The following is an 18,499-nucleotide window of genomic DNA, read 5'->3' on the forward strand; positions in this document are numbered from 1 at the left end:
GCGGCGGCTAGAACAGCGAGCCGGACGGGAACTTGGCCGGGGCCGGCGGCGGCCCGGTCTCTGGCCCCCAGATGCCGGTCGAGGTAAACGCCTGCGGGTGCATCGCGATCCCGGCGGCTGCCAGCTGGCCGGCGGTCAGCACCAGGTGCCGCGCCAGCCAGTCATGCAGGCTGCGCAGGAAGCGGATGTTGTCCACGCTGGTGGAGGCCGCGATCAGCCGTTCCAGCTTCACATGGGCGGTATAGACATCGAGCAGGTTGGTCGCGCGCAGACGCGCCGGCGTGGACGGGCTACGTTCGATCGCCAGGATGCGGCGCACCTGCGCCAGGCCGACGTCGCCGCTGCGCAGGTACTGCGCATACACCTCGTCGAGCGCCGGGAAGCGCACGGTCGGCTGCACGCGCGGCACCGCGGCCACCTTCTCCATGCGCAGCACCAGGTAGCGGATCGCCGCGGCGCGCTCGGCCGCCTGGGCCTGCGCGGCGTCGCGCCGGCGCGGGCGGGGCGGCAGTTCCGGCAACGCGGCGCGCGGCACCACGTCGCGTTCGGTGTAGTCGGGCACCTGCCGCAGCAGGGCCGGATGCGCCACCGCGGCGCGGGCGCAGTCCTCGCCAAACGGATGTTCATGTCCGGCGGCATCGCGCAGGATATAAGCCTGCCCGTCCGCAAAGCCGTGATGGCGCCGGCTGGCGCCGCGCGCGTGGCAGCGCGTGGCCGGATCGACGAAGTCCTTGCGTACGGGGATCCAGCCCCCGTCGTGTGCCTGGGTCATGCGTTGCGGTAATGCCTGGGTATTGCTCGAGCCGCCATTGTCGCCGATCCGCGCGCGCCGCCGGCACACCGCGCCTACTTCAGCATGAACGACATCGCCGACAGGCAGTTCAGCATGCGCACCGCGGCCTGCACCGAATCGGCCTGGAATGACAGCGTCACGCCGTCGCGCCGCTCCATCGCGGGCCACTGGCAGAACAGGTCGGCGTGCGCCGGCGTCTGTGCCTGCAGGGTGCAGGCCACCGGCGCGGCGATGCGCAGGCATTGCGCCTGCGCGCGCTCGCGCACCGCGGCCGCTGCCGCCGCGGCAATGGCTGCGCGCGCGGCCGTTGGCGACAGCGAGGTGCCGCTGCCGAAACCGCCCGCGGTCTTGGTCTCGACATAGCGCACCCACGGCATCAGCGCGTGGGTTTCCTGCACGAACACGTCGTCGCCGCTGGCCATCAGCACCGGCGCGTTGAACTCGCCGGCCAGCGCGGCGTACAGCCCGGCCTCGCCGAGCTCCTTGCCGTTGAGCCAGACCCGCGCAAAGGCGCCGCTGTTGATGGTGTGCGCCAGCACGCCGCGGCTCTGCGCGCGGCCGTGGTAGCCGATCATCAGCACGCCGTCGACCCCGGCCTCGACGCCGGCCATCATGCCCAGGTAGCGCGGCTTGCCCAGCACCACCCGCGCGCGCGCGTCGAGCTGGTCCGGCAGCAGGTTGCGGAAGCCGCCGTGCGAATCGTTGACCAGCACTTCGGCCGCGCCGCCGGCAAAGGCGCCTTCGATGGCGGCATTGGCTTCGCCGGTCATCCAGGCGCGGGCGCGTTCGTATTCGCCATTGCCCGGTCGCGTCTGCTCGGCGTGGAACACGCCGGCCACGCCTTCGATATCGGTGGAAACAAGGATCTTCATCAGGCGGTTCGGCCCAGTTCTGGCATCACGTCCAGCAGTGCGCGCCGCGCGTGGCCGTCGCGGCCCTGCACCGGCGCGGCATGCCACAGCGCATGCACGATGGCTTGCTCGACGCTGTCGGCCGCGGCGCGGAACAGCGGGTCGAGACGGGTTTCATGCAGCATGGCGACGGCCGGCATCGGGCATGCCGCGTCGTGGGGCACGGTGTACGCGGTCGAGAACGCGAGCGCGATATCGCCGGAGCCGTGCCCGAACACGGAGCCGGTGCGCGCCAGCCCTGCTCCCGCGCGCAGCGACAGCCGGCGCAGCTGGCGCGCGTCGAGCGGCGCGTCGGTGGCGACGACCATGATGATCGAGCCTTTTTCCGGTTGCGCCGCGCTGTCCGGCTGCGCCAGCCTGCGTGCCAGTTCCGGCCCGGCAAGCCGGCCGGCCACGGTCAACGAATCCGGCGTGCCGAAGTTGGCCAGCACCAGCGCGCCGACGGTGTAGCCGTCCACCACGCGCGAAGCCGTGCCGATGCCGCCCTTGACGCCGAACGCCGACATGCCGCGGCCCGCCCCCACGGCGCCCTGCGCGACGGCCTGCCCGGTGCGGGCCAGCGCCGCGTCGTAGTGGCTGCTTTCCACCGCCATGCGCTGGATATCGTTGAGGTAGCCGTCATTGCATTCGAACACCAGCGGATTGACCGTGGGCGAGGCGCGGCCGATTTCCGGATTGGCCGCCACCGCGGCGCGGATCTGCGCCTGCGCGACGGCACCGACGGCAAAGGTGTTGGTCAACGCCACCGGCGTTTCCAGCACGCCCAGCTCGTCCACCTGCACCAGCCCCACGCTCTTGCCGAAGCCGTTGAGCACGGTGGCCGCGGCGGGCACCTTGTCGCGGTAAGGATCGCCGCCATGCGGGCGGATCACGGTGACGCCGGTCTGCACGCCAGCGTCGGCCAGCGTGCAATGGCCGACGGTCACGCCGGCGATGTCAGCAATGCTGTCCAGCGGCCCGGCGGCCAGTGCGCCGATGCGGGGGATCGATGCAGCCATCGCTTCAGCGCCGGTCGATCTTGGGATCGAGCGCGTCGCGCAGCCCGTCGCCCAGCAGGTTGAAGGCCAGCACGGTCAGGAAGATCGCCAGGCTCGGGAAGATCGCCACGTGTGGCGCGGTCACCATGTCGGCGCGCGCCTCGTTGAGCATCGCGCCCCATTCCGGCGTGGGCGGCTGCGCGCCCAGGCCCAGGAACGACAGGCTGGCCGCGGTGATGATCGAGGTGCCGATCCGCATCGAGAAATACACCACGATCGACGAGATCGTGCCCGGCAGGATATGGCGCATCAGGATGGTCCAGTCCGATGCGCCGATGCTGCGCGCCGCTTCGACGTAGGTCAGCCGCTTGAGCATCAGCGTATTGCCGCGCACCAGCCGCGCGAACGCCGGGATGCTGAAGATCGCCACGGCGAAGATCACGTTGGTCATGCCGTTGCCGAGGATGGCGACGATGCCGATCGCCAGCAGGATGCCGGGGAAGGCGAACAGCACGTCGGAGATGCGCATCACGATGCGGTCCCACCAGCCTTCGTAGTAGCCCGCCAGCAAGCCCAGCACGGTGCCGATCACGGCGCCGATGATCACCGACAGGAAGCCCGCCGCCAGCGAGATGCGGGTGCCGGCCAGGATGCGGCTGAAGATATCGCGCCCGAGCGAATCGACGCCCATCCAGTGCGCGGCCGAAGGGCCGGCGTTGAGCGCGTCGTAGTCGAAGAAGTTCTCGGGGTCGTACGGCACGATATGCGGCGCGACGATGGCGATCGCCACCAGCACCAGCACGAACGCGCCGGCGCCCAGCGCCAGGTGCTGCTTGCGGAATTTGCGCCAGAACTCGGTCCAGGGCGTGCGCACCGCCTCGGGCGCGGTAGCCGGTGCCGCTTGCGCTGCGGCGGGCGTGGAAAGCTCAGTCATGCCGGCCTCACTTGTAGCGGATGGTGGGATTGATCACGGTGTAGAGCATGTCCACCACCAGGTTGATCAGGATGAATTCCAGCGAGAACAGCAGCACCTCGGCCTGGATCACCGGGTAGTCGCGCATCTCGACGGCATCGACCAGCAGGCGTCCCAGGCCCGGCCAGTTGAACACCTTCTCGACCACAATCGAGCCGCCCAGCAGGAAGCCGAACTGCAGGCCCATCATGGTCACCACCGGGATCATGGCGTTGCGCAGGCCGTGCTTGGCCACCACCAGGGTCTCGCGCACGCCTTTGGCGCGCGCGGTGCGGATAAAGTCTTCCTGCAGGACTTCGACGAAGGAGGCGCGGGTAAAGCGCGCCATCACCGCCGCCACCGCGGCGCCCAGCGTGACCGACGGCAGCACGTAATGCTGCCAGGTCTCGGCGCCGATCGACGGCAGCCAGCCCAACTGCACCGAGAACACCTCCATCAGCAGCATGCCCAGCGCGAAGGCCGGGAAGGAAATCCCGGAAACCGCCAGCGTCATGCCGAAGCGGTCCGGCCAGCGGTTGCGCCACACCGCCGAGCCGATGCCGATCGCCATGCCGAACACCACCGCCCACGCCATCGACGCCACCGTCAGCAGCAACGTCGGCATGAAGCGGTCGCCGATCTCCTCGCTCACCGGGCGCTTGGTGCGCAGCGAATGGCCGAACTCGCCGCGCAGCGCATTGGAGAAGAAGTTGACAAACTGCTCGTGCATGGGCCGGTCCAGGCCCAGGTCCTTGCGCACCAGCTCGACCGTGGCCGAGTCAGCCTCGGGGCCAGCCGCCAGCCGCGCGGGATCGCCCGGCAGCAGGTGGACGAACAGGAACACCAGCACGGCCACGATCAGCAGCGTGGGAATCACGCCCAGCACGCGTTTGAGGAAGTAGTTCAGCATCACACACCATGAAGAAAGGCCGCGGGCCGCCCGCCTGCGAACCCCGCGTCGCGAGGCAGGCGGCCGCTCTCGGCTTACTGCTTTACTGCTTACTGCTCGTTGGATGGGATGGCGCGGTTGCGCGGATCGGGCGCATCGCTACTGCAAGCGCCTGCCCTCTCCCCCGCCCCTCTCCCGGAGGGAGAGAGGAGAAACCCTCGCGACTCAAAACCGCCCGCTGTTTGTTCCCCGGGGGAGAGGGCGGGAGCGTCAACGAAGTCCCGGCCTCCCACCTGCTCCATCACTGCTTGATATCAATCTCATCAAAATTGAACGACCCGTCCGGCATCACGTACGCCCCGCTCAACCGCTTGCTGCGCGCGAACAGCACCTTCTCCGTCACCAGGAACGCCCACGGCGCGTCCTTCCAGATACGCTCCTGCGCGTCCTTGTACAGCTTGGCCTTCTCGCCGCGGTCGGTAGTGCGCAGCGCGCCGGCGATATCGGCATCGACCTGGTCGTTCTTGTAGTAGGCGGTGTTCAGCAGCTTGGGCGGCATCGATTCCGAAGCCAGCAGCGGACGCAGCGCCCAATCCGATTCACCGGTCGACGACGACCAGCCCACGTAGTAGATGCGCACGCCGGCGTCTTCGGGCTTCGGCACGCTTTCGACCTTTTCTACGCGCTGGCCCGCTTCGAGCGCCTGCACCGAGGCCTTGATGCCCACCTGCTGCAGTTGCTGCTGCACGAACTGGATCACCTTCTGCGCCGTGGTGTGGTTATAGGCCGACCAGAGCGTGGTCTCGAAGCCGTTGGGATAGCCGGCTTCCTTCAGCAGCGCGCGCGCCTTGGCCGGGTCATACGGCCACGGGCCCAGCTTCTCGGCATAGTCGACGCCCGGCGGCACCACGCCCTCGGCCGGCACGGCATAGCCTGCGAAAGCCACCTTGGCCAGTGCTTCCTTGTTGATGGCGTAGTTGATCGCCTGGCGCACCTTGGGGTCGTTGAACGGCTTGACCGTCGTGTTCAGGCTCAGGTAGCGCTGGATGATCGATGGGGACGCAATCAGATCGACTTTCGGGCTGTTCTTCAGCACCGCGGCCTGCTCGAACGGAATGCTGAAGGCGAAGTCGGCCTCGCCGGTCTGCATGATTGCGGCGCGGGTGTTGTTGTCCACCACCGGCTTCCACGTGATGGTGTCGATCTTCGGGTAGCCGGTCTTCCAGAAGCCGGCGAACTTCTTGCCCTTCAGGTGGTCGGGCTGCTTCCATTCGACGAACTCGAACGGACCGGTGCCGACCGGATGGAAGGCAATGTCCTTGCCGTACTTCTGCAGCGCGGCCGGCGAGATCATCACCGCCGAAGGATGCGCCAGCACGTTGATGAACGGCGAGAACGGCTCCTTCAGCGTGACCTTGACGGTGCTGGCGTCGACCACATCGGTCTTGGCCACGCGGTTGAACAGCGTATAGCGCTTGAGCTTGTTGGCCGGGTTGGTGACGCGGTCGAGGTTGGCCTTGACGGCGGCGGCATCGAAGGTCGTGCCGTCGTGGAACTTGACGCCCTTCTTCAGCTTGATCGTGTAAGTCAGGCCGTCCTTGCTGACCTCGTAGCTGTCGGCCAGGACGTTGACCAGCTTCATGTCCTTGTCCAGCCCGAACAGCCCCTGGTAGAAGGTCTTGCCGACTGCCTGCGACAGCGTGTCGTTCGAGTCGTACGGATCGAGAGAGGTGAAGGTGGAAGCCACCGCCATCACCGCATCCTTGGCCGCAAAGGCCGGGGCCGCGGCCAGCATGCCGAGCGCGCCGGCGGCAAAGGCGCCGGCCATCCATCGGGGCGAAACCATACGTGCAGACATCGTCGAATCTCCTTGGAAACTGCTTGACTTCGAGGACTTCAATAGGCGCCGCCGACAGCATGCCGGGCGACATAGTGGCCGAGCGCCCCGCTGCCGGCGACCGGCACCAGCGGCTGCACCACCGGCTCGTCGCCGACCGCGCGGATCGGGCTGGGAATTTCGTCGTTGAGCGGCTCGCGCCGCAGGTGGCGCCGCGCCGGGTCGGCGATCGGCACCGCCGCCATCAGCTTCTTCGTGTACGCGTGCTGCGGGTTCTCGAAGATCGCGCGGCGCGGGCCGATCTCGACGATCTGGCCCAGGTACATCACCGCCACGCGATGGCTGACGCGCTCCACCACCGCCATGTCGTGCGAGATGAACAGGAAGGCGATGCCCAGCTCGCGCTGCAGGTCCAGCATCAGGTTGACGATCTGCGCCTGGATCGATACGTCCAGCGCCGACACCGACTCGTCGGCCACCACCACCTTGGGGTTCAGCGCCAGGGCACGCGCAATGCAGATACGCTGGCGCTGGCCGCCGGAGAACTCGTGCGGGTAGCGTGCCGCATGCGAAGGGTCCAGCCCGACCTTGTCGAGCAGCCACGCCACGCGCTGCTCGGCGTCCTTGCCGCTGGCCACCTTGTGCACCAGCAGCGGCTCCATGATCGAGTAGCCCACCGGCACGCGCGGATCGAGCGAGGCGAACGGGTCCTGGAAGATGAACTGGATATTGCGGCGCAGGGTCTGCAGCGCCGCGCCCTCGAGCTTGCTGATGTTCTGCCCGTTGAACTCGATGGTGCCGCTCTGGCTTTCCACCAGGCGCAGCAGCGAGCGGCCGGTGGTGGACTTGCCGCAGCCGGATTCGCCCACCAGCGCCAGCGTCTCGCCGGGATAGAGGTCGAAGCTGACCTGCTCCACCGCATGCACGCGCCGCGTGACGCGGCCGAACAGGCCGCCGGGCACGTCGAAGCGCGTCACCAGGTCCTGCACGCGCAGGATCGGCGCGACGCCGGGTGCCACCGTATCCTGCGGCGCGGCCTGCTCGGGGCTGGCGCTGTCCAGCCGCAGCAGCGGGAACTTGGCCGGCAGGTCGGTGCCGCGCATGGCGCCCAGGCGCGGCACCGCCGACAGCAGCGCGCGCGTATACGGATGGGCCGGCGCGCGGAACACGTCGTCCGAGGTGCCCTCCTCCACCTTCTCGCCGCGGTACATCACCAGCACGCGATCGGCCACCTCGGCGACCACGCCCATGTCGTGGGTGATGAAGACCACGCCCATGTGCATCTCGGCCTGCAGGCCGCGGATCAACTGCAGGATCTCGGCCTGGATGGTCACGTCCAGCGCCGTGGTGGGCTCGTCGGCAATCAGCAGCGCCGGCTTGCACGACAGCGCCATCGCGATCATCACGCGCTGGCGCATGCCGCCGGAGAGCTGGTGCGGATAACGCTCGAGCACGCGACGCGCCTCCGGGATGCGCACCAGTTCCAGCATGCGCAAGGCCTCGGCGCGCGCCGCCGCGCGGCTCTTGCCCTGGTGCAGCCGGATCGATTCGGCGATCTGCTCGCCCACCGGGAACACCGGGTTGAGCGAGGTCATCGGCTCCTGGAAGATCATCGCCACATCGGCGCCACGCACGCTGCGCAGCGTCGCGTTATCGGCGCGCGCCAGGTCGATCACCTCGCCGCCGCGCCGGCGCAGCGCCATGCTGCCGCTGGCGATCTTGCCGCCGCCATGCTCCACCAGCCGCATCAGCGCCAGCGAGGTCACCGACTTGCCCGAGCCCGACTCGCCCACCACCGCGAGGGTCTCGCCGCGGTCGACATGGAAGGACAGGTTGCGCACGGCCTCGACGGTGCGCTCGGACGTGGCAAAGCGCACGCCGAGCCCGTCCACCTGGACCACGCGCTCGGGCGGCAGGACGATGCCGGATGCGGGAACGCGCGCTGGCGCTGGGGTAGTGACCACGGGGACTCCTTGTATGGCGGGATGCGGGACGGACCGGGGCGCGGCGCGTCAGCCGTAGATCGACACGTTCACGGCCTCGCCCACCCGGGCGACACCGCGGTACATGCCTTCGGTGTTGAAGGGCAGCGTGACGTTGCCGGCGCGGTCCACCGCGATCAGGCCGCCGCGGCCGCCGATGGCGGGCAGCTTCTCCATCACCACGCGCCGCGCCGCTTCGTCGAGCGGCAGGCCGGCATAGCGCATCTGCGCCGCGACGTCGTGCGCGGCCACGGTGCGGATAAACATCTCGCCGGTGCCGGTGGCGGACACGGCGGCCACGTCGTCGGCATAGCAGCCGGCGCCGATCAGCGGGGTATCGCCGACGCGCCCCACCTGCTTGTTGGTCACGCCGCCGGTGGAGGTGGCCGCCGCGAGGTTGCCGCGGCTGTCGCAGGCGACCGCGCCGACGGTACCGAACTTGCTGTCAGGGTCGAGCGGATCCGCGCCCCGGACCTGGTCCTGCGCGGCCAGCGCGGCGGCATCGTGGTCGAGCAGCGCCATGCCGGCATTGCCGCGCGCGCGCTGCCACTGGTCGTGGCGCGCCTGGGTGAAGTAGTACCCGGGCGGCACCAGTTCCAGCCCTTGCGCCTGCGCGAAGGCCTCGGCGCCGGCACCGGCAAACAGCACGTGTTCGCTGTGGTCGAGCACCGCGCGCGCGGCCAGCACCGGGTTGCGCAGGCGCGTGACGCAGGCTACCGCGCCGGCGTCGCGGGTGGCGCCGTCCATCACGGCCGCATCCAGTTCATAGGTGCCGGCATGGGTCAGCACCGCGCCCTTGCCGGCGTTGAACAGCGGGCACTCTTCGAGCAGGCGCACCGCTTCGGTGACGGCATCGAGCGCGCTGCCGCCCTCGGCCAGGATGCGCTGGCCGGCGTGCAGCACGTGTTGCAGCGCTTCGATGTACTCGCGTTCGCGGGCCGCATCCATCGCCGCGCGGGTGATGGTGCCGGCGCCGCCGTGGATGGCAATGACAGCTGCTTGCATAAGGAGGTTCAGGACTTGCGTGTGTGGGTCGACCGGCCGCGCCTGGCGCCGGTCCCGGGTTCGGTGGAGGCCGCGGCCATCGGCGCGGGCCCGCGCGCCGCCTCGGCATCGGGAGCGCCATACAGCCACGGCAACAGGAATTCGGTCATTTCGGCGGCGGCCTTGACCGGTCGTTCGGCCCGGTGCGCCACCGCGCCGCACAGCGCTTCGATCAGCGCCAGCACGGTGGCATCGGAGTTGGCCGACAGCCGGTTGCCGGCCTGCGCGTACAGCGCGATATCGGCCAGCGGCGCCAGCGGCGAGGTGGGCCCGTCGGTCAGCGCCAGCACCTGCCCGCCGCGCAACTTGGCGCGCTGGGCCAGCTCGATGGTGTCGGTGACGTAGCGCGGAAAGGCAATCACGATCAGCAGGTCGCTTGGCTGCAGCTTGAACAGCTGCCGCGCCGCATGCGAGGCGCCGCCCGCGCCGGCCACCGAGGTCACCATGCGGCAATGCATTTCCAGCCCGTGCTGCAGCAGGCCCGCGAGGAAACCGCTGGCGCCGAAGCCGGCCACGTAGACACGCTGCGCGGCGAGGATCGCCGCCACCGCGCGCTCGCACGAGCCCGGGTCGATGCCGCGCCGTGTCGCTTCGGCATTGGCCGCGGCATCTTCGAGCGAGGCCGCGAAGACCTCGGCGGCGGTGGCGGGCCGCTCGAGTTCGCTGCGCAGCCGTTCCACCGGCGCCAGCGTGGCTTCGAAGCCGCGCACCAGCTCCGCCCGGAACTGCGGATAGCCGTCAAACCCGAGCGCGCGCGCGAAGCGGTTGGCCGTCGCTACCGACACTTCCACCGCCGCGGCAAATTCGTCGATGCGCATGGTCGCCGCGCGGAACAGATTGGCGAGCACGTATTCCGCCATGCGGCGGTGCGCCGGCGTCAGTGCCGGCAGGCTGCGTGCAATGCGGTCGGAGATCGAATGGCCGGTGGGCATGGTGGAAGCGCTTGGTCAGGGCGGCGTCGGGTCCGGCGCCGCTTTGTGAAAATGAATTTACACGCAACCGCCTTCCAAGAAAATAGAGTTTTGCCAGACCAAGGGTAATCCCTAGATTTGCACCTGTCGCCAGCCCATTCGCGGTGCACGCTGGCACCGGCCTTGCCGCGGTTTTGCACCGGCACGGCGTGCCGCGCACCGGAAACGCTACAATGCGGGCCAGCGCCTCAGACCCGGCCGCGGGCCGCGTTTCCCGGCGCTTTTTCTGTTTTTCACTCAGGCATTTCCCCTCTCGTGATCCGAATCGACCAGCTTGTCCTTCAGCGCGGCACCAAGGTGCTGTTCGACCACACCAGCGTGACGCTCAACCCGGGCGAGCGCGTGGGCCTCGTCGGCGCCAACGGCAGCGGCAAGTCGACGCTGTTCGCGCTGCTGCGCGGCGAATTGCATCCGGATGGGGGCGATGTCAGCGTGCCGGCGCAGTGGCGCGTCGCCCACGTGGCGCAGGAAACGCCGGCGGTCAGCCGCACCGCGGTCGACTACGTGATCGATGGCGACACCCGACTGCGCGAGATCGAGGCCGCCATTGCCGCCGCACAGGCCAGCGGCGACGGCAGCGACGAAGGCGAAGCCCACGCCGCCTATGCCGACGCCGACGGCTACACCGCCCCGGCGCGCGCCGAGGCCCTGCTGCTGGGCCTGGGCTTCACGCTGGCGCAGGTGTCGCAGCCGGTGGCGTCATTCTCGGGCGGCTGGCGCATGCGCCTGAACCTGGCGCAGGCGCTGATGTGCCCGTCGGACCTGCTGCTGCTCGACGAACCGACCAACCACCTGGACCTGGACGCCATCGTCTGGCTGGAAGACTGGCTGGCGCGCTACCCCGGCACCCTGGTGATGATTTCGCACGACCGCGAATTCCTCGACGCGATCTGCAATGTCACCGTGCATATCGAGAACCAGCAGTTGCGCCGCTACGGCGGCAACTACACGCTGTTCGAGACCTTGCGGCTGCAGCAGATGGCGCAGCAGCAGTCAGCCTACGCGCGCCAGCAGAAGGAAATCGCGCACCTGGAATCGTTCATCACGCGCTTCAAGGCCAAGGCGACCAAGGCGCGCCAGGCGCAGAGCCGGGTCAAGGCGCTGGAGAAGATGGAGCGACTCGCGCCGGTGCATGTCGCCGCCGGCTTTGCCTTCGAGTTCCGCGAGCCCGATGCCGCGCCCAACCCGATGATGGTGCTCGACGGCGTCGACTGCGGCTACGCCGAAGCCGAGCCTCCGGTTACCATCCTGCACAACCTGGCGCTGTCGATCCAGAACGGCCAGCGCATCGGCCTGCTGGGCGCGAACGGCCAGGGCAAGTCGACGCTGGTCAAGACCCTGGCCGGCACGCAGGACCCGCTCAAGGGCAACCTGCGGCTGGGCAAGGGCCTGCAGATCGGCTACTTCGCCCAGCACCAGCTGGAAACGCTGCGCGATCACGACTCCGCGCTGCAGCACCTGGCCCGGCTCGCCCCCGACACCCGCGAACAGGAACTGCGCGACTTCCTCGGCAGTTTCAACTTCCGCGGCGACATGGCCACCGCGCCGATCGAACCGTTCTCGGGCGGCGAGAAAGCGCGGCTGGCGCTGGCGCTGATCGTCTGGCAGAAGCCCAACCTGCTGCTGCTCGACGAGCCGACCAACCACCTCGACCTCGATACCCGCGAGGCGCTGACCATGGCGCTGGCGCAGTTCGAAGGCACGCTGATCCTGGTCTCGCACGACCGTCACCTGCTGCGCGCCACCGCCGACCAGTTCCTGCTGGTAGCCGACGGCACCATCCGGCCGTTCGACGGCGACCTCGACGACTACCGCGACTGGCTGCTGCAGCAGGCCGCGGCCAAGCGCAACGCCGCCACCGCCGCGCATCTCGCCGACAATGCCGGCGATGCCGCCGCGGCGCCCAACCGCAAGGACCAGCGCCGCGCCGAGGCTGACGAGCGCCAGCGGCTGTCGGCGCTGCGCAAGCCGCTGGCGAAGGAACTGGAAAAGGTGGAAAAGCGCATGGCGGTGTTGCAAGCCGCCAGGGTCGAGATCGACCAGTTCATGGCCGATGAAAGCAGCTACGCCGAGGCCAACAAGGCGAAGCTGATGGAGATGCTGAAGCGCCAGGGCGAGGTCAATGGCGAGCTGGAAACGCTGGAAGAGAAGTGGCTGGAACTGCAGGAGCAGATCGAGCAGATTGCTTGAGGGTCGGCCTCAACGCCAATAGCGCCGGCAAACCCCGACACCACGCGCAGACGCTCCCCTCTCCCGCGAAGTGGGAGAGGGGTGGGGGTGAGGGCCGGAGCATCCACGAAGCGAAGTTGGTCGGTATGCCAGCGCCTGCCCTCACCCCCTGCCCCTCTCCCGCATGCGGGAGAGGGGAGCACACCCACGGGACTTGAACGTTCGCGACAGCAAATAAAAACCGGCGCCTCAGCACCGGTTCTTTGCTTGCCTTACCGCTCAGCGGAAATTCTTCTCCCTCCGGATCAACCCCACCGCCAGCGTCAGCGTCAGGATAAACAGCCAGATCAGCGACCATGCCGGCACCGACAGCCCCAGCACCGGCGGCAGCGGCGCGGTGCACAGGCCATCGGCATAGAACACCTGCGGCAGCACCTTGGCGGTAGGCAGCGCATTGACCCAGTTCTCGAGCGGATCGATGCCGCACGATGCCTTGGGGTTGAGCAGCAGCGACACGTGGTAGACCGCCACCGCGATGCCGGCGATGCCGGACAGCATGCCCAGGCCCTGCCACAGCGAGCGCGTGTTCTGCGCCACCGCGGCCAGCAACGCGAAGATGCCGATGCCGACAAAAGCGAAGCGCTGCATCACGCAGAGCGGACAAGGCTGGTAGCCCTTTTCAAACTGCAGGTAGAGCGCAACGCCGACCAGGGCGAAGGAGACGATGGCAATCAGCAGGAAGTACGCGCGGGAATTGGCTTGCATCATGGGAACTCAGGTGATCCGGTAATCGTTGCCGTCAGTGGAGGGCGCGGCGTTGCTGCGCATTATTACCGATTTTGCCGCGCCTGCCCGTGGCGCCACATGCGGCGCAAGGCCCCTCGCCCGTGGCGGATTGACGCAGGGACATCAGGCGCCCGTTGCCAGCCACGTCGCGCGCGGCAAGCGGTACAGGCAATGCGGCCGCAAGGGGTGTCCCGGCGGCAATGCGGGATGGTCGAAGCCCTCGGCATCCTGGCGCATACCGAGCCGTTCCATCACCGCGCGCGAGCGGGTATTGGCAAGCGTGGTGAAGGCGACGATCTCTTCCAGCGCCAGGCGGCCGAAGCCATAGGCGAGCGCGCCGCGCGCCGCCTCGGTGGCGTAGCCCTGGCCCCAGGCCTGCCGCGCCAGCCGCCAGGCGATCTCCACGCACGGCGCGAACGGCAACACGGCGGCCGGCTCGTGCAGTCCGACAAAGCCGAGGAAGGCATGGTCCGCCATGCGTTCGACGACCCAGACGCCCCAACCCTTGTCCGCGATCAGGCTACGGCAGCGCCCGGCCATCGCATCGCTTTCGGCGCGGCTGAGGGGTGCCGGGAAATAGCGCATCACCTGCGCATCGGCATTGAGCGCGGCAAACGGCGCATAGTCTTCATCGCGCCATTGGCGCAGCCGCAACCGGCCGGTCTGGAAGGCGATGCCGGAGTCCATGGCTCACTCCAGATGCCGCACGCGGTCGATGGCCTGCTCGATGCGCTCCACCGCGATCACCTCGAGCCCGTCGATCTTCTGCTTGGGCGCGTTGGCCTTGGGGATCACGGCCAGCGTAAAGCCCAGCTTGGCCGCTTCCTTCAGGCGTTCCTGCCCGCGCGGGCTGGGCCGGATTTCGCCCGCCAGGCCCACTTCGCCGAACACCACCAGGCCGCGCGGCAGCGGCTTGTTGCGCATCGACGAGTGGATCGACAGCAGCACCGCCAGGTCGGCGGCGGGTTCGGTGATCTTGACCCCGCCCACCGCATTCAGGAACACGTCCTGGTCGAAGCAGGCAACGCCCGCGTGCCGGTGCAGCACCGCCAGCAGCAAGGCCAGCCGGTTCTGCTCCAGCCCCACCGCCAGCCGGCGCGGATTGGGCACGTGGGCGGTATCGACCAGCGCCTGGATCTCGACCAGCAGCGGCCGCGTGCCTTCCTGCGTCACCAGCACGCACGAGCCCGGCACGGTCTCTTCATGGTGCGACAGGAACAGCGCGGACGGATTGCTGATGCCGCGCAGGCCGCGCTCGGTCATCGCAAAAACGCCCAGCTCGTTGACCGCGCCGAAGCGGTTCTTGAAGGCGCGGATCAGCCGGTGCGACGAATGGGTATCGCCCTCGAAATACAGCACCGTGTCGACGATATGCTCCAGCACGCGCGGGCCCGCCAGGCTGCCCTCCTTGGTCACGTGGCCGACCAGGATGATGGTGATGCCGCTGCTCTTGGCAATGCGCGTCAGCTGCGCCGCGCATTCGCGCACCTGCGCCACCGACCCGGGCGCCGAGGTCAGCGCCTCGGAATACAGGGTCTGGATCGAATCGATCACCGCCACTTCGGGCTTTTCCACTTCCAGCGTGGCCTGGATCTTCTCCAGCTGGATTTCCGCCAGCAGCCCCAGCGACGGGCTTTCCACGCCCAGGCGCTGCGCGCGCAGCGCGATCTGCGCGCCCGATTCCTCGCCGCTGACATAGAGCACGCGGCGCTGTCCGGCCAGGTTGGCCAGCGCCTGCAGCAGCAGCGTGGACTTGCCGATACCGGGATCGCCGCCAATCAGCACCACCCCGCCCGACACCAGGCCGCCGCCCAGTACCCGGTCGAATTCATCGATGCCGCTGGAAAAGCGCGGCACGTCGGCCGCCTCGATCTCCGCCAGCTTGCGCACCGTGGCCGACGCCGCCAGCGGCTGGAAGCGCTTGTTGGCCGCGGATTCCGCCACGGTCTCCACCAGCGTGTTCCACTGCTGGCAATGCGGGCACTGGCCGGCCCAGCGCGGCGTGGTGCCGCCGCATTCGGTACAGGTATAGACAGTCTTGCTCTTGGCCAACGGAGGTCCTTGCATAATGAAACGAGCCGGGTCCAAATTGACCCGGCCCGCGGAAGGTGGCGGGGATGCCCGCAGATCGTAACCGGGCCGGCCTGGGCCCGCACCCGCGCCGCGGATCAGGCCACCACGGGCGCGGCGCTGTCCGATGCCGTAATGGTCGCCACCGTGGTCGGCACGCGCGGCGCCAGCGCGCACATCAGCTCGTAGCCGACCGTGCCGCTGGCCTGCGCCACTTCGTCGATCGGCAGGCCCTGGCCCCACAGCGTGACGGGGCTGCCGACGCGGGCCTTCGGGCATGGCGTCAGGTCCACGCACAGCATGTCCATCGACACGCGCCCGACCAGCTCGGTGCGCACCCCGTCGACCAGCACCGGGGCGCGCTGCTCGCCCCAGCCCGACGCATGGCGCGGGTAGCCGTCGGCATAGCCGCACGCCACCACGCCGATGCGCATCGGCCGCTCCGCGGTGAACAGGGAGCCATAGCCGACGGTATCGCCCGGCTGCAGGTCCTGCACCGAGATCAGCTCGCTGTGCAACGACATGGCCGGCTGCAGTCCGGTGCCGGCAAGATCGGCATCGCGCCCGGTGGGCGAGGCGCCGTACAGGATGATGCCGGGGCGCACCCACGCGCGGTGCGCCTGCGGGTGCCACAGCACCGCGGCGGAATTCGCCAGGCTGGCCTCGCCCGGCAGGTTGGCCGTGGCGGCGTCGAACGCCTCCACCTGGTGGGCGATGCCGCGCGGGCCATCCGCATCGGAAAAATGCGTCATATGGACGATGCTGCCCACGCAGGGCATGGCGCGCGCCCGCTCCCAGGCCGTGCGATATGCCGCCGGATGGAAGCCGAGCCGGTTCATGCCGGTATTGAGCTTGAGCTGGATCGCCAGCGGGCCCTTCGGGCGCGCGCTCTCAAGCATGCGCAGCTGCTCGTCGCAGTGGATCGCGGTGGTCAGCCGGTATTGCTCGATCAAGGCAATGTCCTGGGGCTGGAAGAAGCCCTCCAGCAGCAGGATCGGGCCCTGCCAGCCGAGGTCGCGCAGCAGCACGGCTTCATTCAGGTCCAGCAGGCCGAAGCCGTCGGCACCGCGCAGCGCGGCAAAGACGCGGCGGATGCCATGGCCGTAGGCGTTGGCCTTGACCACCGCCCAGACGCGAGAGTGGGATGCCTTGCGGCGGATCACGTCGAGATTGTTGGCCAGTGCGGGTTGGTGGATGACGGCTTGGATCGGTCTTGGCATGGAGGTCACATCAGGGTAGCGGACAGGCCGGCAGCGGCGCGGGGCGGCAAACACGCATGGCACAGGCTGGAGGGACGGCTCTGTCTCAGTATCGATGGCGCAAACGTCACCTGTCGGTGTGCCGCAGCACGTTGCGGCGACTGATATGCGGGATGCCCGCAATTGGCACCCTCAGGTATCCCAGTCACCATATCTTGCCGGGCGCACACCGGATCAGGGAAAGACCGGTCCGGCGGGCCGCGGTGGCAGCCGTTATTTGAACACATCCGGATGCGGTTGCCGGGGGTCATCGGGGAATCGGCAGGGCAATTTGCTGTCAAAAAGAGCCGTTGCCGGGGTTCGGGAATGTCATGTTTTCGTGATATAAAGCCGGACGCTCCGGCCATGTTCTAAAAGCGAAGCATTATGTCAATGACTGTCAGGCAGGCCTCACGGCGCCGCAGCGCAGCACCTACGACACAATTCGACACGGCCGCGGCACAAGGTTCCTTGCAAACCATGGCCTCTGCGGCCGGCACCAGCCTGGCCAACCTGAATGGAGCGCGCGATGGAGAGAAAGTCGACAGCATGAAGAAGGGTTTTTACACCATCATGGCCGCGCAGTTTTTTTCCTCGCTGGCCGACAATGCCTTACTGATCGCCGCCATCGCCCTTCTCACCGAATTGCATTCCCCGCAGTGGATGACCCCGCTGCTCAAGCTGTTCTTCGTTCTCTCCTACGTCATTCTTGCCGCCTTCGTCGGCGCCTTCGCCGATTCGATGCCCAAGGGGCGGGTGATGCTCATCACCAACGCCATCAAGGTGGTCGGCTGCGCCATCATGATGTTCGGGCTGCATCCGCTGCTGGCCTACGGCGTAGTCGGCTTCGGTGCGGCGGCGTATTCGCCCGCCAAGTACGGCATCCTGACCGAGCTGCTGCCCCCTGAAAAGCTGGTGCTGGCCAACGGCTGGATCGAGGGCCTGACGGTGGGTTCTATCATCCTGGGCACGGTGGTGGGAGGTGCGCTGATCTCGGTGCATGTCTCGAGCCTGCTGCTGCGCCTGGACGTGCCGTTTATCAATACCGGCATCGACACCCCGGCCGAGGCCGCGATGGTGGTGATCATGCTGTTCTACGTGATCGCTTCCGTCTTCAACGTGTTCATTCCCGACACCGGTGCCCGCTATCCGGCGCAGGAAAAGAACCCGATCAAGCTGATCGCCGAGTTCGGCGACTGCTTCCTGGGGCTGTGGCGCGACAAGCTGGGCCAGATCTCGCTGGCGGTGACCACCCTGTTCTGGGGCGTGGGCGCGACGCTGCAGTTCATCGTGCTGAAGTGGGCCGAGAAATCCCTGGGGCTGAACCTGTCCCAGGGTGCGTTGCTGCAAGCCGTGGTGGCCGTGGGCGTGGCGGTCGGCGCAATCCTGGCGGCGGCGCGCATTCCGCTGCGCAAATCGCTGTCGGTGCTGCCCTTCGGCGTGGCAATGGGCGCCACCGTGATGCTGATGGCGTTCTACACCAAGGACGCGATGCCGCAGGTCACGCTCGACGTGCTGGGCCTGCACATGCCGCTGTACATGGCCATCGCCTACGTGTTCCTGATGCTGGTGGGCGCCATGTCGGGCTATTTCGTGGTGCCGATGAACGCGCTGCTGCAGCACCGCGGCCATGTGCTGCTGTCGGCCGGGCACTCGATCGCGGTGCAGAACTTCAATGAGAACGTCTCGGTGCTGCTGATGCTGTGCCTGTACGCGCTGCTGATCAAGCTGAACGTGCCGATCGGCGTGGTCATCATTGCGCTGGGCCTGTTTATCTGCGTGACCATGGCGCTGGTGCTCAAGCTGCACAAGTACAACGTACGCACCTTCAACTCGCTGGCGATGATCGGCGAGGACAAGCACCACTAACACCGTCGCGA

15 protein-coding genes are annotated in these 18,499 nt (G+C 68.2%); 2 read left to right on the top strand and 13 right to left on the bottom strand.

Annotation, left to right across the window (positions count from 1 at the left end; all coding sequences use genetic code 11):
* Positions 1-7 precede the first annotated feature (7 nt).
* The 9 genes from ACOCMH_RS25750 to ACOCMH_RS25790 all read right to left on the bottom strand — a co-directional run bounded on the left by ACOCMH_RS25750 (position 8) and on the right by ACOCMH_RS25790 (position 10,317).
* Positions 8-772, bottom strand: a complete 765-nt coding sequence (locus ACOCMH_RS25750; protein WP_427309853.1) for a hypothetical protein — start codon at positions 770-772, stop codon at positions 8-10.
* Positions 773-846: 74 nt separating this feature from the next.
* Entirely contained in the window at positions 847-1,665 is an 819-nt protein-coding gene (locus ACOCMH_RS25755; protein ID WP_427309855.1) for a M55 family metallopeptidase, read from the bottom strand.
* The gene (locus ACOCMH_RS25760) at positions 1,665-2,702 is read right to left on the bottom strand and encodes a P1 family peptidase (RefSeq protein WP_427309857.1); all 1,038 of its coding nucleotides are present in this window, start codon (positions 2,700-2,702) and stop codon (positions 1,665-1,667) included. Before ACOCMH_RS25760 ends, ACOCMH_RS25755 begins: the two co-directional genes overlap by 1 nt.
* 4 nt (positions 2,703-2,706) lie before the next feature.
* The gene (gsiD, locus tag ACOCMH_RS25765) at positions 2,707-3,615 is read right to left on the bottom strand and encodes a glutathione ABC transporter permease GsiD (protein WP_427309858.1); all 909 of its coding nucleotides are present in this window, start codon (positions 3,613-3,615) and stop codon (positions 2,707-2,709) included.
* Between the two features lie 7 nt (positions 3,616-3,622).
* Positions 3,623-4,543, bottom strand: coding sequence for a glutathione ABC transporter permease GsiC (gsiC, locus tag ACOCMH_RS25770; protein WP_427309860.1), 921 nt, complete (start codon positions 4,541-4,543; stop codon positions 3,623-3,625).
* A gap of 280 nt (positions 4,544-4,823) precedes the next feature.
* Positions 4,824-6,368, bottom strand: coding sequence for a glutathione ABC transporter substrate-binding protein GsiB (gsiB, locus tag ACOCMH_RS25775; protein WP_427313366.1), 1,545 nt, complete (start codon positions 6,366-6,368; stop codon positions 4,824-4,826).
* Between the two features lie 50 nt (positions 6,369-6,418).
* Positions 6,419-8,323 carry a dipeptide ABC transporter ATP-binding protein gene (locus ACOCMH_RS25780; RefSeq protein ID WP_427309862.1) on the bottom strand — a complete coding sequence of 635 codons (1,905 nt, stop codon included), beginning with the start codon at positions 8,321-8,323 and terminating at the stop codon, positions 6,419-6,421.
* A gap of 48 nt (positions 8,324-8,371) precedes the next feature.
* A complete protein-coding gene (locus ACOCMH_RS25785; protein WP_427309863.1) occupies positions 8,372-9,346 on the bottom strand; it encodes an isoaspartyl peptidase/L-asparaginase family protein in 975 nt (324 codons plus the stop codon).
* 8 nt (positions 9,347-9,354) lie between these two features.
* Positions 9,355-10,317, bottom strand: coding sequence for a MurR/RpiR family transcriptional regulator (locus ACOCMH_RS25790; protein ID WP_427309865.1), 963 nt, complete (start codon positions 10,315-10,317; stop codon positions 9,355-9,357).
* A gap of 294 nt (positions 10,318-10,611) precedes the next feature.
* Here ACOCMH_RS25790 and ACOCMH_RS25795 point away from each other — a divergent pair, with 294 nt between their 5' ends.
* Positions 10,612-12,546: an ATP-binding cassette domain-containing protein gene (locus ACOCMH_RS25795; protein ID WP_427309867.1), complete on the top strand. Its 1,935-nt coding sequence runs from the start codon at positions 10,612-10,614 to the stop codon at positions 12,544-12,546.
* Positions 12,547-12,804: 258 nt separating this feature from the next.
* On the opposite strand, the gene ACOCMH_RS25800 is transcribed toward ACOCMH_RS25795, so the two are convergent.
* The 4 genes from ACOCMH_RS25800 to alr form a co-directional block, all read right to left on the bottom strand.
* A complete protein-coding gene (locus ACOCMH_RS25800) occupies positions 12,805-13,290 on the bottom strand; it encodes a disulfide bond formation protein B (protein ID WP_427313367.1) in 486 nt (161 codons plus the stop codon).
* Positions 13,291-13,434: 144 nt separating this feature from the next.
* Positions 13,435-13,998, bottom strand: coding sequence for a GNAT family N-acetyltransferase (locus tag ACOCMH_RS25805; protein ID WP_427309869.1), 564 nt, complete (start codon positions 13,996-13,998; stop codon positions 13,435-13,437).
* 3 nt (positions 13,999-14,001) lie between these two features.
* The gene (gene radA / locus ACOCMH_RS25810; RefSeq protein WP_427309871.1) at positions 14,002-15,363 is read right to left on the bottom strand and encodes a DNA repair protein RadA; all 1,362 of its coding nucleotides are present in this window, start codon (positions 15,361-15,363) and stop codon (positions 14,002-14,004) included.
* A 116-nt stretch (positions 15,364-15,479) separates the two neighbouring features.
* Positions 15,480-16,601, bottom strand: a complete 1,122-nt coding sequence (gene alr, locus ACOCMH_RS25815) for an alanine racemase (RefSeq protein WP_427309873.1) — start codon at positions 16,599-16,601, stop codon at positions 15,480-15,482.
* A 567-nt stretch (positions 16,602-17,168) separates the two neighbouring features.
* On the opposite strand from alr, the gene lplT reads away from it, so the two are divergent.
* Entirely contained in the window at positions 17,169-18,488 is a 1,320-nt protein-coding gene (gene lplT / locus ACOCMH_RS25820) for a lysophospholipid transporter LplT (protein ID WP_171517232.1), read from the top strand.
* Positions 18,489-18,499 lie beyond the last annotated feature (11 nt).

Source organism: Cupriavidus sp. H39, assembly GCF_050271075.1.
Taxonomy (GTDB): Bacteria; Pseudomonadota; Gammaproteobacteria; order Burkholderiales; family Burkholderiaceae; genus Cupriavidus; species Cupriavidus necator_B.

What these genes read in the sequence shown, in the direction of transcription:
- gsiD (WP_427309858.1), bottom strand. Translation starts at nt 3,615, where the DNA reads ATGACTGAGCTTTCCACGCCCGCCGCAGCGCAAGCGGCACCGGCTACC.
- ACOCMH_RS25805 (WP_427309869.1), bottom strand. Translation starts at nt 13,998, where the DNA reads ATGGACTCCGGCATCGCCTTCCAGACCGGCCGGTTGCGGCTGCGCCAA.
- ACOCMH_RS25760 (WP_427309857.1), bottom strand. Translation starts at nt 2,702, where the DNA reads ATGGCTGCATCGATCCCCCGCATCGGCGCACTGGCCGCCGGGCCGCTG.
- gsiC (WP_427309860.1), bottom strand. Translation starts at nt 4,543, where the DNA reads ATGCTGAACTACTTCCTCAAACGCGTGCTGGGCGTGATTCCCACGCTG.
- ACOCMH_RS25750 (WP_427309853.1), bottom strand. Translation starts at nt 772, where the DNA reads ATGACCCAGGCACACGACGGGGGCTGGATCCCCGTACGCAAGGACTTC.
- lplT (WP_171517232.1), top strand. Translation starts at nt 17,169, where the DNA reads ATGAAGAAGGGTTTTTACACCATCATGGCCGCGCAGTTTTTTTCCTCG.
- ACOCMH_RS25785 (WP_427309863.1), bottom strand. Translation starts at nt 9,346, where the DNA reads ATGCAAGCAGCTGTCATTGCCATCCACGGCGGCGCCGGCACCATCACC.
- alr (WP_427309873.1), bottom strand. Translation starts at nt 16,601, where the DNA reads ATGCCAAGACCGATCCAAGCCGTCATCCACCAACCCGCACTGGCCAAC.
- ACOCMH_RS25800 (WP_427313367.1), bottom strand. Translation starts at nt 13,290, where the DNA reads ATGCAAGCCAATTCCCGCGCGTACTTCCTGCTGATTGCCATCGTCTCC.
- ACOCMH_RS25790 (WP_427309865.1), bottom strand. Translation starts at nt 10,317, where the DNA reads ATGCCCACCGGCCATTCGATCTCCGACCGCATTGCACGCAGCCTGCCG.
- ACOCMH_RS25755 (WP_427309855.1), bottom strand. Translation starts at nt 1,665, where the DNA reads ATGAAGATCCTTGTTTCCACCGATATCGAAGGCGTGGCCGGCGTGTTC.
- gsiB (WP_427313366.1), bottom strand. Translation starts at nt 6,368, where the DNA reads ATGGTTTCGCCCCGATGGATGGCCGGCGCCTTTGCCGCCGGCGCGCTC.